Source organism: Streptomyces sp. NPDC097619 (assembly GCF_040302735.1).
GTDB lineage: Bacteria > Actinomycetota > Actinomycetes > Streptomycetales > Streptomycetaceae > Streptomyces.
Map to the genome: position 1 here is coordinate 11,138 of NZ_JBEOSD010000049.1, position 15,777 is coordinate 26,914.

12 protein-coding genes are annotated in these 15,777 nt (G+C 74.6%); 10 read left to right on the plus strand and 2 right to left on the minus strand.

The genetic code is table 11. The annotated features are described in order from the left end of the window. The first annotated feature begins 231 nt into the window (after window positions 1-231). From ABTZ17_RS16085 to hemB, 5 genes are all read left to right on the plus strand, one after another. Complete coding sequence (locus tag ABTZ17_RS16085) at window positions 232-1,005, plus strand: redox-sensing transcriptional repressor Rex (RefSeq protein WP_352196234.1); 774 nt, start codon at window positions 232-234, stop codon at window positions 1,003-1,005. Further along, the gene (locus ABTZ17_RS16090; RefSeq protein ID WP_352196235.1) at window positions 1,002-2,747 is read left to right on the plus strand and encodes a glutamyl-tRNA reductase; all 1,746 of its coding nucleotides are present in this window, start codon (window positions 1,002-1,004) and stop codon (window positions 2,745-2,747) included. Before ABTZ17_RS16085 ends, ABTZ17_RS16090 begins: the two co-directional genes overlap by 4 nt. Further along, window positions 2,744-3,742, plus strand: coding sequence for a hydroxymethylbilane synthase (gene hemC / locus ABTZ17_RS16095; RefSeq protein ID WP_352196236.1), 999 nt, complete (start codon window positions 2,744-2,746; stop codon window positions 3,740-3,742). Before ABTZ17_RS16090 ends, hemC begins: the two co-directional genes overlap by 4 nt. Further along, window positions 3,739-5,406 (plus strand): bifunctional uroporphyrinogen-III C-methyltransferase/uroporphyrinogen-III synthase, encoded by a 1,668-nt coding sequence (locus ABTZ17_RS16100; protein ID WP_352196237.1) that lies wholly within the window; start codon window positions 3,739-3,741, stop codon window positions 5,404-5,406. The genes hemC and ABTZ17_RS16100 overlap by 4 nt, the downstream gene beginning before the upstream one ends. A 216-nt stretch (window positions 5,407-5,622) precedes the next feature. Next, a complete protein-coding gene (gene hemB, locus ABTZ17_RS16105) occupies window positions 5,623-6,621 on the plus strand; it encodes a porphobilinogen synthase (RefSeq protein ID WP_352196238.1) in 999 nt (332 codons plus the stop codon). A gap of 227 nt (window positions 6,622-6,848) precedes the next feature. Here the strand turns inward: hemB and ABTZ17_RS16110 are convergent, their stop codons facing one another. Further along, the gene (locus ABTZ17_RS16110; RefSeq protein ID WP_352196239.1) at window positions 6,849-7,058 is read right to left on the minus strand and encodes a hypothetical protein; all 210 of its coding nucleotides are present in this window, start codon (window positions 7,056-7,058) and stop codon (window positions 6,849-6,851) included. 615 nt (window positions 7,059-7,673) lie between these two features. Between ABTZ17_RS16110 and ABTZ17_RS16115 the strand changes: the two genes are divergently transcribed. From ABTZ17_RS16115 to ABTZ17_RS16130, 4 genes are all read left to right on the plus strand, one after another. Next, window positions 7,674-9,239: a 3-hydroxyacyl-CoA dehydrogenase gene (locus tag ABTZ17_RS16115; protein ID WP_352196240.1), complete on the plus strand. Its 1,566-nt coding sequence runs from the start codon at window positions 7,674-7,676 to the stop codon at window positions 9,237-9,239. Between the two features lie 108 nt (window positions 9,240-9,347). Then, a complete protein-coding gene (gene hemA / locus ABTZ17_RS16120; RefSeq protein ID WP_352196241.1) occupies window positions 9,348-10,574 on the plus strand; it encodes a 5-aminolevulinate synthase in 1,227 nt (408 codons plus the stop codon). A gap of 63 nt (window positions 10,575-10,637) precedes the next feature. Beyond that, on the plus strand, window positions 10,638-11,825 hold the full coding sequence (locus tag ABTZ17_RS16125) for an MFS transporter (RefSeq protein WP_352196242.1): 1,188 nt from the start codon (window positions 10,638-10,640) through the stop codon (window positions 11,823-11,825). A 5-nt stretch (window positions 11,826-11,830) separates the two neighbouring features. After that, window positions 11,831-13,111: a beta-ketoacyl-[acyl-carrier-protein] synthase family protein gene (locus ABTZ17_RS16130; protein WP_352196243.1), complete on the plus strand. Its 1,281-nt coding sequence runs from the start codon at window positions 11,831-11,833 to the stop codon at window positions 13,109-13,111. Window positions 13,112-13,256: 145 nt separating this feature from the next. Here the strand turns inward: ABTZ17_RS16130 and ABTZ17_RS16135 are convergent, their stop codons facing one another. Further along, window positions 13,257-14,405, minus strand: coding sequence for a helix-turn-helix transcriptional regulator (locus tag ABTZ17_RS16135; RefSeq protein WP_352196244.1), 1,149 nt, complete (start codon window positions 14,403-14,405; stop codon window positions 13,257-13,259). Window positions 14,406-14,975: 570 nt separating this feature from the next. Between ABTZ17_RS16135 and ABTZ17_RS16140 the strand changes: the two genes are divergently transcribed. Continuing rightward, window positions 14,976-15,749 (plus strand): TIGR03084 family metal-binding protein, encoded by a 774-nt coding sequence (locus tag ABTZ17_RS16140; RefSeq protein WP_502994697.1) that lies wholly within the window; start codon window positions 14,976-14,978, stop codon window positions 15,747-15,749. The last annotated feature ends 28 nt before the right edge of the window (window positions 15,750-15,777 follow it).

The following is a 15,777-nucleotide window of genomic DNA, read 5'->3' on the forward strand; positions in this document are numbered from 1 at the left end:
GGGGCCTATGACAGAGGAGTGTGTTCCGCTTTGCCCCCTTCGGCACGTGGACGCGCGCGGCGCGCCGGCAGTTCCCGCGCCGCGGGCCCGCAACGCGTGACCCCGGTCACTTTGGTCGGACAAAGCGGACACAATCTTTGTGCACACGTTCACAAAGGCATAGCCTGCACTCGACGGGGCGGTCCTGGGACATGTGGCCGCCTGCAGCCCCGCTCATCCCGCAGGAGCATCGTGGCAACTGGCCGAACCCACCGACCGGCGACCCGCAGCCGAGGCATTCCCGAGGCCACCGTCGCCCGGCTCCCGCTGTACCTGCGGGCCCTCACCGCGCTGTCCGAGCGCTCGGTGCCGACCGTCTCCTCCGAGGAACTGGCCGCCGCCGCCGGCGTCAACTCGGCCAAGCTGCGCAAGGACTTCTCCTACCTCGGCTCCTACGGCACCCGCGGGGTCGGCTACGACGTCGAGTACCTCGTCTACCAGATCTCCCGCGAGCTGGGCCTCACGCAGGACTGGCCCGTCGTCATCGTCGGCATCGGCAACCTGGGCGCCGCCCTGGCCAATTACGGGGGCTTCGCCTCCCGAGGCTTCCGCGTGGCCGCGCTCATCGACGCCGACCCGGCCATGGCCGGCAAGCCGGTGGCGGGCATCGCCGTCCAGCACACCGACGAGCTGGAACGGATCATCGAGGACAACGGCGTCTCCATCGGCGTGATCGCCACCCCCGCCGGAGCCGCGCAGCAGGTCTGCGACCGCCTGGTGGCCGCCGGCGTGACCTCCATCCTGAACTTCGCGCCGACCGTGCTGACCGTCCCGGACGGTGTGGACGTGCGCAAGGTGGACCTCTCCATCGAGCTGCAGATCCTCGCCTTCCACGAGCAGCGCAAGGCCGGCGAGGACGCGGGAGCCGCCCCCGCCGTGCCCGTCCCGCCCCGCGAGGCCGCGCCCCGCAAGGCCGCCGGTGACACCGGCAACGACGGCGACGTGCCGGCGGTGATGCCGGCATGAGCCTCCTCGTCGTCGGACTGAGCCACCGCAGCGCGCCCGTCAGCGTGCTGGAGCGGGCCGCGCTGACCGCGGACGCCAAGGTCAAGCTGCTGCACGACACCCTCGCGGCGGAGCCCGCCGCCGAGGCCGCCGTGCTGGCCACCTGCAACCGCATCGAGCTCTACGCCGACGTGGACAAGTTCCACGCGGGCGTGGCCGAGCTCTCCACCCTCCTCGCCCAGCACAGCGGGGTCGCGCTGGAGGAGCTCACCCCCTACCTGTACGTGCACTACGAGGACCGCGCGGTCCACCACTTCTTCTCCGTGGCCTGCGGCCTCGACTCGATGGTGGTCGGCGAGGGCCAGATCCTCGGCCAGATCAAGGACTCCCTGGCCCTGGCCCAGGAGCTGCACACCGCCGGCCGGCTGGTCAACGACCTGTTCCAGCAGGCCCTGCGGGTCGGCAAGCGCGCCCACTCCGAGACCGGCATCGACCGCGCCGGGCAGTCCCTGGTGACCTTCGGCCTGGAGCAGCTGGCCGTGGACCTGCCGGTGGACGCCTGGGCCGCGGGCAAGCGCGCCCTGGTCATCGGCGCCGGCTCCATGTCCTCCCTCGCCGCGGCCACCCTGGCCCGCGTCGGCGTGACCGAGGTCGTCGTCGCCAACCGCACCATGGACCGGGCCGAGCGACTGGCGGAGATCCTCACCGCGGGCGGTACCGGCGTCCTGGCGCGCGCGGTCCCCATGGACCGGGTCGCCGCCGAGCTGACACGAGTCGACCTCGTGGTCTCCTGTACCGGGGCGACCGGACTGGTGCTCACCGGCGAGGACGTGGCCGCCGCGGTGGCCGCCCCCGCCCCGCACGCCCCCGCACCGGTCGCCGAGATCCTGTCGGCGGTGCCCCGGCCCGCCGAGGCCCCGACCGTTCCCGCGCTGGAGCCCGCCGCCCTGGCCGCCGTGGCCCGGCTGGCCGTCGCGGCCCGGACCCACGGCCGGATCGCCGACGCGGGGGCCGCCCGTACGATCACCGCGGTCGGCACCGAGGACCGGGACGGCTGCCCCGTGGGGCTGGACTCCCTGACCGAGGCCCCCGGCCGCACCGCCGACGGCCGCTCCGCGCTGACCGGCGTGGACGCCGGCTCCCTCGAACTCCACGGCACCTGGGCCGACCAGGGCGAGGCCGCCGCGCAGGGCCGGCCCCGCCGCGGCACCCGCGCCGGGCTCGCCGCCGGCAGCCCGGTCCGGCTGGCCCTCCTCGACCTGGCCATGCCCCGCGACATCGACGCCGCCGCCCACCGGATCCCCGGGGTCCGGCTGGTGGACATCGAATCCCTCGCCGAAGCCTCCGCGGACGCCCCGATGGCCGCCGACGTGGAACTCGTCCGCGAGATCGTGGCCGCGGAGGTGGCCGCCTTCGGCGCCGCCCAGCGCGCGGCCCGCATCACCCCGACCGTCGTGGCCCTGCGCGCCATGGCCGCCGAGGTGGTGGCCATGGAGGTGGCCCGTCTCGACGGCCGGCTGCCCGACCTCGACGACCGGCAGCGCGCGGAGGTCACGCAGACCGTGCGCCGCGTCGTCGACAAGCTCCTGCACGCGCCGACCGTGCGCGTCAAGCAGCTCGCCAGCGAGCCCGGCGGCGCCGGGTACGCCGAGGCGCTGCGGGAGCTCTTCGACCTCGACCCGGGGACGGTCGCCTCCGTCAGCCGGGCCGACCTGACCGACGGTGACGTGCAGAGCGTCAAGAACACAGGACGGGCATCATGAATTCAGCCCCCCAGCAGCCGCTGAAGCTCGGGACGCGGCGCAGCAAGCTGGCGATGTCGCAGTCCGGGCACGTCGCCGAGGCGGTGCGCGCCGTCACCGGCCGACCCGTCGAGCTCGTGGAGATCACCACCTACGGGGACGTCTCCCGCGAGAACCTGGCGCAGATCGGCGGCACCGGCGTGTTCGTCACCGCCCTGCGCGAGGCCCTGGTGCGCGGCGAGGTCGACTTCGCCGTGCACTCCCTCAAGGACCTGCCCACGGCCCAGCCCGCGGAGCTGGTGCTCGCCGCGATCCCGCGGCGCGAGGACCCCCGCGACGTGCTGGTCGCCCGTGACGGGCTGACCTTCGAGCAGCTCCCGGACGGCGCCCGCGTCGGCACCGGCTCCCCGCGCCGGATGGCCCAGCTGAACGCCTACGCGCGCCAGCTGGGCAAGACCATCGAGACGGTGGCCATCCGCGGCAACGTGGACACCCGCATCGGGTTCGTCCACAGCGGCGAGCTGGACGCCGTGGTGCTGGCCGCCGCCGGACTGAACCGGATCGGCCGCAGCGCCGAGGCCACCGACCACCTTCCGGTCGACTACGTACTTCCGGCCCCCGGCCAGGGGGCCCTGGCGGTGGAGTGCCTCGCGGACGACGCGGAGCTCATCGCCGCGCTCGGCCGGCTCGACGACCCGCTCACGCGGGCCGCCGTGTACGCCGAGCGGTCCCTGCTCGCCGCCCTGGAGGCAGGCTGCAGCGCGCCCGTCGGCGCCCTCGCGGACCTGATCTCCGACGCCGCGACCGGTACCGGCGACGCCGGTGCCGGGCAGGTTGTCAACGAAATGCGCCTGCGCGGTGTGGTCGGCACGACCGACGGCGCCACGCTGGTGCAGCTGTCCACCACCGGTCCCGTGCCCGGGTCGTACGAAGAGGCGGCCCGGCTCGGGCGCGAGCTCGCGGACGAAATGCTGGCCAAGGGCGCGGCCGGTCTGATGGGGGAGCGAGCACTTTGAGCCCCACACGTCCCACCACCTCCGCCCTTCCGGCCGTGGCCTTCCAGGGGCACGTCACCTTCCTCGGCGCGGGCCCCGGCGATCCCGGGCTGCTCACGCTGCGGGCCGTCGAGGCCCTCGCGGCCGCGGACGTACTGATCGCGGAGCCCCAGGTGCTCGACGTCGTACGGACCCACGCGCGCGCGGGTGTCGACACGCCGCAGCTGACGGTCGCTGACGAGGCGTCAGCAGCCGCCGGGGTCCCGGTCATCCGGGATGCCGCCAATCTTGTCATGGAGTCCGCACGCTCCGGCAGGCGGGTGGTGCGTGCGGTGACCGGCGACCCCGGCCTGGACGGCTGCGCCGCCGAGGAGATGCTGGCCTGCGCCTCCGCCGGGATCCCCTTCGAGGTGGTGCCGGGCGTGGCCACCGCGGTGGGCGTGCCCGCCTACGCGGGCGTGCCGTTGCGCGGCGAACAGGGCGCGGACGTGCGGTTCGTGGACGCCCGGACCGCTTCGGCGCGCTGTTGGACCGAGAGCGGCGGCAGCGACTGCACCGTGGTGGTCTCGGCGACGCTGGAGACGGTGTCGGCGGCCGCCGCCGAGCTGGTCTCGGCGGGCCGCAAGCCCGACACCCCGCTGACGGTCACCGTCGCGGGCACCACCACCCGGCAGCGCACCTGGTCGGCGACGCTGGGCACCATCGCGCAGGTCTTCAAGCAGGGGAAGGTGTTGCCCTCCCCGGAGGGGCACCAGCCGGTCATAGCCGTGGTCGGTGAGCACAGCGCCGCCGCGCGCCGTGACGAGCTGGCCTGGTTCGAATCGAAGCCGCTGTTCGGTTGGCGGGTCCTGGTCCCGCGGACGAAGGAGCAGGCGGCCTCCCTCTCCGACCAGCTGCGTTCGTACGGCGCGGTGCCGCACGAGGTGCCGACCATCGCGGTCGAGCCCCCGCGGACCCCGCAGCAGATGGAGCGGGCGGTCAAGGGCCTGGTCACCGGCCGGTACGAGTGGATCGCCTTCACCTCGGTGAACGCGGTGAAGGCCGTACGGGAGAAGTTCGAGGAGTACGGGCTCGACGCGCGCGCCTTCGCGGGCATCAAGGTCGCCGCGGTCGGCGAGCAGACCGCGGCCTCGCTGGTCGAGTTCGGTGTGAAGCCTGACCTGGTGCCGAGCGGCGAGCAGTCCGCGGCCGGGCTGCTGGAGGACTGGCCGCCGTACGACCCGGTCTTCGACCCGATCGACCGGGTGTTCCTGCCGCGGGCGGACATCGCCACCGAGACCCTGGTCGCCGGGCTGATCGAGCTGGGCTGGGAGGTGGACGACGTCACCGCCTACCGGACGGTGCGCGCCTCGCCCCCGCCGGCGGACACCCGGGAGGCCATCAAGGGCGGCGGTTTCGACGCGGTGCTGTTCACCTCGTCGAGCACGGTCCGCAACCTGGTCGGCATCGCGGGCAAGCCGCACAACGTGACCGTGATCGCCTGCATCGGACCGGCCACCGCCAAGACGGCGGAGGAGCACGGGCTGCGGGTGGACGTGCTGTCGCCGGAGCCCAGCGTGAGCCGGCTGGCGGAGGCGCTGGCCGAGTACGGCGCGGCGCGCCGCGAGGCGGCCAAGGAGGCGGGGGAGACGGTGTCCCGCCCGAGCGAGCGGCGTCCCGGCGCCCGGCGCCGCCGCACCACCTGAGCCCGAGGGTGTGAGACGGGCCCGATCCCCGCGAGGGGGTCGGGCCCGTCGGCGTGTGCGGGGGCGAGGGGGCGGGGCGCGGGAGTTCGGTGCCCGGTGCCCGTACGAGCGGGCGGGGGCGTGCGCGGGGTGGTGGGTCCGGTGGGTCGGCAGGGGGGTGCCGGGCGGGCCTACCCTTGGGGGGACTGCTGTCGAAGCTCGAAGAGGCGACTGAAGATGAGCGCGTACGGTTCCTTCCCCGGCTCGCGGCCCCGCCGGCTGCGCACCACCCCGGCGATGCGGCGGATGGTCGCGGAGACCCGGCTGCACCCCTCGGACCTGATCCTGCCGGCCTTCGTCCGCGAGGGGATCAGCGAGCCGCTGGCCGTCTCGGCGATGCCCGGGGTGGTCCAGCACACCCGGGACACGCTGCGGAAGGCGGCCGCGGAGGCCGTGCAGGCGGGCGTGGCGGGGATCATGCTCTTCGGCGTGCCCGCGGACGAGAACAAGGACGCGTTGGGCACGGCGGGCACCGAGCCCGACGGCATCCTCCAGCTCGCCATCCGCGACGTGAAGGCCGAGGTCGGCGACGACCTGGTGATCATGTCGGACCTCTGCCTGGACGAGTACACCGACCACGGGCACTGCGGGGTCCTGGACGCCGACGGGCGGGTGGACAACGACGCGACCCTGGAGCGGTACGCGGAGATGGCCCAGGTGCAGGCGGACGCGGGCGTCCACGTGGTGGGCCCGAGCGGGATGATGGACGGTCAGGTCGGCGTCATCCGGGACGCGCTCGACGAGACCGGGCACGAGGACGTGGCGATCCTCGCCTACACGGCGAAGTACACCTCCGCCTTCTACGGGCCCTTCCGCGAGGCAGTGGCCTCCTCGCTCCAGGGCGACCGGAAGTCGTACCAGCAGGACCCGGCGAACGCCAAGGAGTCCCTGCGGGAGCTGGCGCTCGACCTCGAAGAGGGCGCCGACATGGTGATGGTGAAGCCCGCGGGCCCCTACCTGGACATCCTGTACCGGGTGGCGCAGGCCGTGGACGTGCCGGTGGCCGCGTACCAGATCTCCGGGGAGTACGCCATGATCGAGGCGGCCGCGGAGAAGGGCTGGGTGGAGCGGGACCGGGCCATCCTGGAGACCCTGCTCGGCATCAAGCGGGCGGGCGCGGACACGATCCTGACGTACTGGGCGACCGAGGTCGCCGGTTGGCTCCGCCAGGACTGACCGCCCGGCCCCGCCCGGCCCCGCGCGCGCCGTTCGTCGAAGAACCACCCCGGTGCCCCCGGACCCGATGACGGGGTTCGGGGGCACCGGTGCGCGGGGCCCCGATCGGCGGCGGGGCCCTACGCGTTCCGGGTGGCGGGTGCCTCGGCGGTGTCGAGCGCGGTGGCGGTGGACAGGGCTGCGGTCGACGTGAGCACGGTGACCGTGTGGAGGCGGCCGCGCACCGCTCAGGTCCAGATGATGTCGCCGAGGGGGGTGGCGCCCGGCTTCGGGGTGGTGGGGGTGGGGGCGCCCCAGGGGGCGCCGTCGAGGGCCGCGGAGCGGGTCGAGGGGTGGTGCGCGGAGGGGGTGGCGGCCGTGGCGGTCGCGGCGAGGCCGAGGGTGAGGGCGGCCGTCAGGGCGAGGGCGGCGGTGGCGCGGGCTCGGGTGGTGTTCATGGAGTGAGGGTGACGGCGCGGGGGCGTCGGAAGGGACCTTTCCGTCCTGGCTTAAAGGGAGTTGGGCCCTCCTGTCGCACCCGTCCCCACCGGTAAGGGGTGGGTTCCGGACACGGGGCCTACAGGGCGGGGTGTTCGCGCGGGGGCGGGGCGGGGTCGTCCGTGACCGGGGCGGGCGGCTGGTGGTCGCCGTTGCCCGGGGGGCAATGGCAGGGATCTGCCGAGGTGGTGGGGCCGGTTCGGGGCGGGTTCGGGGGTCGGGGCGGGCGCGGGGGCGAGACGTCGTGGTGGGTGGCGGGTGCCCGGGGTGGGGGCGGAGTCGGCCACTCCGGATCGGTGACCGGATTTCGCAACACGACTGTCTTCAAGCGCCCTTTACCCCCACTCATTCGAGGCATTGCGCACTTCTCCGACTGATCCTTTTGCTGCTTCGTATCCAATGTGAACGGCGTGTAACACCAATGATGCAGAGGTCTTGCACCGGCTTTTCCTTCATTCCTTTGTCACCTTGGCTGAAAGTCGTCCTTGTGTCGTGTTCTCTCCCCTTGGTCAACTCGAAGCCACTGACCGGGAACCGCCCTCGTGGAGCGGCCCGGAACCGACGGGGGGACTTCCATGCAGCATCCTGCGGACCCGGCGCCGTCCGGGCGCCCCGTGGGCGTCGCGGGCACCGGGGCGATGGGCACCGGCATCGCCGAAACGGCCCTGCTCGCCGGCGAACACGTGGTGCTGTACGGCCGCCGCCCCGAAGCCGGCCGCGAGGTCGAACGCACCCTGGGCGAACGGCTGCGCCGCCGCGAGCGCGCCGGCCGGCTCGGCGACCGCACCGCCGAGGAGCACCTGGCCCGACTGCGGACCACCACCGAACTCGGCGAACTCGCCGGTGCCGCCCTCGTCATCGAGACCATCGCCGAGGACCCGGCGGCCAAGACCGCCCTGCTCCGCGCCGTCGAGGCCGTCGTCGCCCCCGACTGCGTGATCGCCACCAACACCTCCGCCCTCTCCCTGCCCGCCCTCGCCCGCGTCCTGGAGCGCCCCGGCCGCTTCGCGGGCATGCACTTCTTCAATCCCGTGCCCGCCATGCGCCTCGTGGAGGTGGTCGCCGGGCCCGCCACCGACGAGGACACCGCCGAACTCCTCGCCGCGACCGCCCTGCGCTGGGGCAAGATCCCCGTCCGCTGCGCCCCGCACCCCGGCTTCGTGGTCAACCGCGTGGCCCGGCCCTTCTACGGCGAGGCCCTGCGGGTCCTGGAGGAACGGGCCGCCGAACCCGCCGAGATCGACGCCGTCCTGACCGGCTCCGGCGGCTTCCGGCTCGGACCCTGCGCGCTCATGGACCTCATCGGCCACGACGTCAACGAGGCCGTCACCCGCGAACTGTGGCGGGCCTTCCACCACGACGCCCGGTACGTGCCCTCCCTGGTGCAGCGCCGCCTCGTGGAGGCCGGCCACCTCGGCCGCAAGACCGGGCGCGGCTTCTACCGCCACGAGGCGGGGACCCCGACCTCCGTCCCCGCGCCGGAGGACCGGTACGCCCCCGGCGGCCCCGGACCGGAACACCCGTACCGGGACCGGCCCCTGTACCTCACGGGCGGGCTCGGCCCCGCCGCGGCCCTGCCCGGGCTGCTGGCCGCCGCCGGGAGCACCGTACGGCCGGGACCGGTGGACGGGCCCGAGGGGCTGACGCTGCCCGACGGGACCCTGTTGCGGACCACCGACGGCCGGACCGCCGCCGCCCACGCCGCCGAGACCGGGCGCCCCGTGGCCCTCCTCGACCTCGCCCTCGACTACGCCGGCGCCGACCGCCTCGCCGTCACCTTCGACGAGGGCGCCCCGAAGGAGTCCCGGGAGGCCGTCACCGCCCTGCTCCGCGGGCTCGGCAAGGAGGTCACCGTGGTCGGGGACACCCCCGGGCTGCTGGTCTTCCGCACCGTGGCCATGCTCGTCAACGAAGCCGCCGAAGCCGTCCACCAGGGCGTCGCCGACGCCGCCGACGTGGACACCGCGATGCGCCTCGGCACCAACTACCCCGAGGGCCCGCTGGCCTGGGGGGACCGGCTCGGCGCGGACACCGTCCTGCGGTTCCTCGACAACCTCGCGCACCACTACCGCGACGGCCGCTACCGGCCCTCCCTGCTCCTCCAGCGCCGCGCCCTCTCGGGCCTGCGACTGGCGGCCTGAACCGACCGGCCCCGCCGCCGGGGCCGCCGTCCGCGCACCCTCCCGCGCGCTCCCCGCGCGCACCGCCTCCCGATCCTCCCTCCTCCCCGACAAGGGCACACCGTGACCGTGAACACGACCGTGAACGTGACCGCACTCCTCGAAGCCGAACTCGACGCCGTCAAGGCCCAGGGCCGCTACCGCGACTACCTCCACCTGGAGCGCCGCACCGACCTCGCCCCGCGCGCCCTCGTCCACCGGCCCGACGGCGACACCGAGGAGATCACCATCTGGTGCTCCAACGACTACCTCGGCATCAGCCACCACCCGCGCGTGGCCGAGGCCGTGGCCGAGGCCGTCCGCACCGTCGGACTGGGCACCGGCGGAGCCCGCAGCATCTCCGGCACCAGCACCTACCACCAGGAGCTGGAGACCGAACTCGCCGCCTGGTACCGCAAGGAGAAGGCCCTCCTCTTCACCACCGGCTTCGGGGCCAACGACGCCGCGCTCGGCGTCCTCGGCCGCAAGATCCCCGGCCTGGTGGTCTTCTCCGACGAGCTCAACCACGCCTCGATGATCCAGGGCATCCGCGGCGGCGGCGCCGCCAAGCGGATCTTCCGCCACAACGACACCGCCCACCTGCGGGAGTTGATCGCCGAGGTCGGACCGGACGTCCCCAAGCTGATCGTCTTCGAGTCCCTCTACTCCATGGAGGGCGACTTCGCCCCCATCGAGGAGATCGTCGAGATAGCCGAGGAGGCCGGGGCCCTGACCTACCTCGACGAGATCCACTCCGTCGGCATCTACGGGGCCACCGGGGCCGGATACGCCGAGGAGAAGGGCCTCCTCGACCGCATCACCCTCATCCAGGGCGGCTTCGGCAAGGGCCTCGGCGGCGCGGGCGGCTACCTCACCGGACCGCGGGTCATCGTGGACCTCGTCCGCTCCTTCGCCGTCCCCTTCGTCTTCTCCACCTCCGGCCCGGCCCCCGTCATCGCCGGCGCCCTGGCCGCCGTCCGGCAGGTCCGCGAGGACTCCGCCGAACGCGACCTGCTCGCCGCCCGCAGCGCCGAGGTCAAGGCCGGACTGCGCGACCGCGGCATCCCCGCCCTCTCCTACGACAGCCACATCGTGCCCGTGCTCGTCGGAGACCCCCACAAGAACAAGGAGCTCAGCGCCCTGCTGGTGCGCGAGCACGGCATCTACGTCCAGCCCGTCAACGCGCCCACCGTGCCCGCCGGCACCGAACGGCTGCGGGTCACGCCCACCACCCGGCACACCGCCGAGGACGTGCAGACCTTCATCCGAGCCCTCGACAAGAGCTGGTCGGCCCTCGGCCTGCCGCGCACCGTCTGACCGGCCGCCGCGCTCCGGAACCCGGACCGCGCCCGGCTCCGCCCCCGATCCCAGAGGAACCACGTGTCCGCCCGTCCCACCCTGCCGCCCGTCCTGTGGCTCATGGCCATCGGCACCTTCGCCATCGGAACCGACGCCTTCGTCGTCGCCGGTGTCCTGCCCGAGATCGCCCGGGACCTGGACGTCTCCACGGCGGCGGCGGGCCAGACCATCACCCTCTTCTCCCTGACCTACGCCGTCTTCGCGCCGGTCAGCGCCACCCTCACCGGCTCCCTGTCCCGGCGCACCGTCCTGCGCCTGGCCCTGGTGCTGTTCATCCTCGGCAACGTCCTCTCGGCCGTCGCCGCCTCCTACGGCTGGCTGCTCGCGGGCCGGGTGGTCGCCGCCCTCGGCGCCGCCTCCTTCACCCCGCAGGCCAGCGCCGCCGCCTCGGCCCTCGTCGAGGAGAAGGTGCGCGGTCGGGCCCTGGGCGTGGTCATCGGCGGGCTCACCGTGGCCACCGCGCTGGGTGTGCCGCTCGGCACCTTCCTCGGCGACGCCTTCGGCTGGCGGGCCACCCTGGTGGCGGTGGCCGTGCTCGGCGCCGTCGCGCTGGCGGGCGGCTTCGCCCTGCCTCGTCTGGAGCCGGCGGGCCGCCACACGCTGGGCGAACGACTGGGTGCCCTGCGCAGCCTGCCGGTGCTGGCCACCCTGCTGGTCACCCTCCTCGGGGTGATGTCCGAGCACGTGCTCTACGCGTACATCGGTCCCGTCCTGGAACCCGCGACCGGTGGGGACGGCGCCAAGCTGTCCCTGCTCCTGCTGGTCTTCGGCATCGGGGCGGTCGCCGGGAACGCCGTCGCCGGCCGGGCCACCGACCAGTACGGGCCGCGCCCGGTGCTGCTGCTGGCGCTGGGCGGCATGGCCGTGGACCTGGCGCTCACCCCGCTGTGGGCGCAGAGCTTCCCGACCGCGGCCGTCGCCCTCTTCGTGTGGGGCGCGACGGGCTGGATGTACCTGGTCCCGCAGCAGCACCGGCTGCTGGAACTCAGTGCCGCGAACGGCCCGTTCACGGTCGCCCTGAACAGTTCGGCCCTCTACCTGGGCATCGGCGTCGCCGGTGCCGCGGGCGGTGCGGTGGTCTCCGGAGCCGGGGCGGACTGGCTCCCCCTGCCCGCCGCGCTGCTCGGAGCGGCGGCCGTGGTCCTGGCCGTCCTGACGTACCGGAGCCGCGTGTCCCCCGTCCCCGTGCCCGAGACCCAGAAGGCGTGAGAACCGTGTCCCTCCCTCCGCACACCGACGAGCCGGTGGTCGTCACCGGCATAGGCGTCCAGCTCGCCGGCACCACCACCCAGGAGCAGTTCTGGGAGAACGTCTCCGGGGGCCGCTCGCAGATCGGCCGGCTGACCCGGTTCGACGCGGCCGCCGCGGGGCTGCCCGTGCACGCGGCCGCCGAGATCACCTCCTTCGACGCCGCCCGCTTCCTCCCCGACCTCGACCCCCGGCACGCCGCCAAGTACAGCCGGGAGATCCTGGTGACCATGGCGGCGGTCACCCAGGCCCGCGAGGACGCGGACCTGAAGGACTCCGCCGTCGACCCGCGCCGGCTCAGCGTGGTGATGTCCTCTTCGCGGGGCCCGCTCGCCTGGTGGCAGCCGGTGCTGCGCGGCGAGGACCCGACGGCCTTCGCCGACAAGGGCGCCATGTTCCGGGGCCTGCCCGGCTGCCCGGCCTCCCTCTCGGCCATCCACACCGGGGCCCGGGGGCTCGTCACCACCGTCAGCAACGCCTGCGTCGGCGGCCACCAGGCCATCGGGGTGGCGCTGCGGGAACTGCGGGCGCACAGCAGCGACGCCGTGCTCGTCGGCGGCCACGAGTTCCCGATCGTGCCGGAGGTGGCCCAGTGCTACCACGCGGCCGGCAAGGGCGTGATGTCCACCGAGTCCGAGGTGCCCGGGCGGGCGGTGCGGCCCTACAACGCCGACCGGGAGGGCTTCGCGCTCGGCGAGGGGTCCGTGGTGCTGTGCCTGGAGCGGGAGTCCTCGGCGCGGGCCCGCGGGGCCCGGATCTACGCGAGGATCCTCGGCCACCAGTCCCACAACGAGGCCGCCCACCCGACCACGATGGACCTCACCGGGCACGTCACGGCGGGCCTGGTGCGGGAGGCGCTGGCGGATTCCGGGCTGGGCCCGGAGGACGTGGACTACTACTGCGCCCACGGCACGGCCACCCGCTACAACGACCTGGCGGAGAGCCGCGCGCTGCGGGCCCTCTACCCCGGCCGGTCGGACGACCTGCTGCCGCCGATCAGCTCCAACAAGCCGATCTACGGGCACACCTTCGGCATCGCGGGGATCATCAACGCGGCCGCGACCAGCCTGATGCTGCACCACCAGACGCTGGCCCCGACCATCAACCTGACCGATCCGGATCCGGAGCTGGACCACGACCACGTGGCGGAGGGGGCGCGCCGGACGCAGGTCCGGCGGGCGGTCTCGTTGTCCTTCGCCTTCGGCAGCCAGAGCTCGGTGCTGACCCTGGAGGCCGCCGACGTGTAGGGCGAGTCCTCAGGAGCGGGACCCCGGCCGGTGCTCAGGTGCGCCGGTGCGGGGTCCGGCGTGCGGCGCCCGAGGTGTGCGGGTGCCGCACGTGGCAGGACGGACGTGGCAGGGGTGCGCGGCCGTCAGCGGCCGTCCCCGGCCGTCACCGGTTGTCGACGGTGACGGCCGGGGCGGTGGCGTGTTCGCCGAGGGTGACGGCCGGGGCGGCGGCCCGTACGGCGCGTCCGGTGCGGCGGGGCGGGCCGTCCGGGCCGTAGCCGGGGGCCGGCACCGCGGGGGCTCCCGGTATCGGGCCGGGGGCGCCGCCGGGGCCGTCCGGGGTGCGGGCCTGTCGGTAGCGGGCGGCGAGGGCGCTGACGGTGGCGGCCATGCGGGTGCGCAGGGCGGCCGGGGCGAGGACCTCGACGGCGGTGCCGAGGGCGAGGAACTCCCGTTCGGCCTCGGCGAGGGAGGCCACGGGGAGCAGGGCCCTGGTCCAGCCGGGGAGCTCCGGGTCGGGGCGGCCGGTGGTGGCGAGGGCCTTGGCCTGGCAGCCGCTGAGCGCGGCGGCGCCCTGGGGGGAGACGCGGACGAGGACCTCGGTGCGGGCCTCGTGGGCGCGGCTCGCGGCGTCGCTGGTCTCCCAGTGCGCGGCGAGGTCGAAGCCCTCGGGGTAGGGGAACTCCTCGGTGGTGTCGGTGAGGGCGAGGATCCGGTCCACCCGGAGGGTGCGCGGGCCGGGTCCGGCGACCAGGTGCCAGTGGCCGTCCTTGAGGACGAGTCCGTAGGGCTCCAGGCGGTGTTCGGCGCCGCCGGAGTCCGGTCCGGTGGGCTCGCAGAGGCGGACCCTGACGGCGCGGCCCCGCCAGACGGCGTCGGCGACCTGTGGCAGGAAGGGCACGTCGGCGTCCTCGGCGTACCAGCCCGGGGCGTCCAGGTGGAAGCGCAGGCGCATCTTGTCGGACTGGGCGCGGAGTTCGGGCGGGAGCGCGGAGCGCAGTTTGAGTTGGGCGGCCGACAGGGCCTGGCCGAGGCCGGGTTCGCCGGTGCGGCCGGGCATGCCGGTGAGGAAGAGGGCGTCGGCCTCGCCGCTGCTGAGTCCGGTGAGGCGGCTCTGGTAGCCGTCGGTGAGCTGGTAGCCGCCGCTGTGTCCGGCGTCGCCGTAGAGCGGGACCCCGGAGGCGGTGAGGGCCTCGGCGTCGCGGTAGATGGTCCGTACGGAGACCTCCAGCTCGCGGGCGAGCTCCGCGGCGGTCATCCGGCCGCGGGTCTGGAGCAGAAGGAGGATGGCGAGCAGACGACTGGATTTCATGGCGGTTCCCCTGGTCCTCTGGACGTCCGGCCCAGCCGCGGGGCAGGCCGGTCGCATCCCGTGATGAACGTCTGCTCTGGGCCCGAGCGAGAATCAGTATGGACGCGGACATCCCGCGAACTTTCGCGGATTTCCACTCTCTGACCGGAATTGCTCGCCTTCTGGGGGAGCGGGCCCGGGAACGGGCCGGTCCTGATGACCAGGGGTCCTGTCGACGGGATGAACATGCCTGTGGCATATGGGCTTTGCGGGGGATGGCCGAAACGGAATCCCCCCGGGGGGCCTCTCTTGAAGGGTGCCGGGTTTTGGTTCCGGAAAATCATGCAAGCGTGCTTGATTGTTTTCCGGAGCGCCGGCACGCTGCCTTCGCCGGGCCCGCCGCACCGCCGGCCGGTCCGTCCGCACCGCACGTGTCCCGCCGTAACTCCCGCCCCACGGGGCGGTGTTCCCGCATCCGCCCGAGGAGCGCCCGTGTCCGGACCCGCCGCACCCGCCCCCGATCCGGCAGCCGCCGGCCCCGCCCCCGACCCGGCTTCCGGGAGCGACCCCGGGGCCGCGGTCCGCGCCGACCTGACCGAGGAGGGCCGGGAGCTCGAAGTCCTCGTCGCCGGGATCCCGGGCGCGGACTGGGCGCGGCCCACCCCGGCCCCCGGGTGGAGCGTGGCCCACCAGATCGCGCACCTCGCCTGGACCGACCGGGCCGCGCTGCTGGCGCTCACCGACCCCGCCGCCTTCGCCGGCGAGGTGGGAAAGGCCCTCGCCGACCCCGACGGCTTCGTGGACGCGGGCGCGGCCGAGGGCGCCCTGCTGCCGCCCGCAGCGCTCCTGGACCGCTGGCGCACCGGTCGCCTCGCCCTGGACGCCGCCCTCGCCGCGGCCTCACCGGCCGACCGCTTCCCCTGGTACGGACCCCCGATGAAGGCCGCCTCGATGGCCGGGGCCCGGCTCATGGAGACCTGGGCGCACGGCCAGGACCTCGCCGACGCCCTCGGCGTCCGCCGGGAGCCCACCGCGCGGCTGCGGCACGTGGCCCGGATCGGCGTCCGCACCCGCGACTACGCCCACCAGGTCAACGGACTGCCCGCCCCCCGGGAGGAGTTCCGGGTGGAGCTGACCGCCCCCACGGGCGCCCCGGCCGGGCTCTGGACCTTCGGGCCCCCCGAGGCCGCCCAACGGGTCACGGGCCCCGCCCTCGACTTCTGCCTGCTGGTGACCCGGCGGGCGCACCGCGCCGACCTGGCCCTGCGCGCCGAAGGCCCGGACGCCGAGCGCTGGTTGGACCTCGCCCAGGCCTTCGCCGGCCCGCCCGGCCCCGGCCGCGCCCCCCGCGGGGAGGGCCGGTGACCGGCGGCGCCGGCCGGTCCCGGCCCGC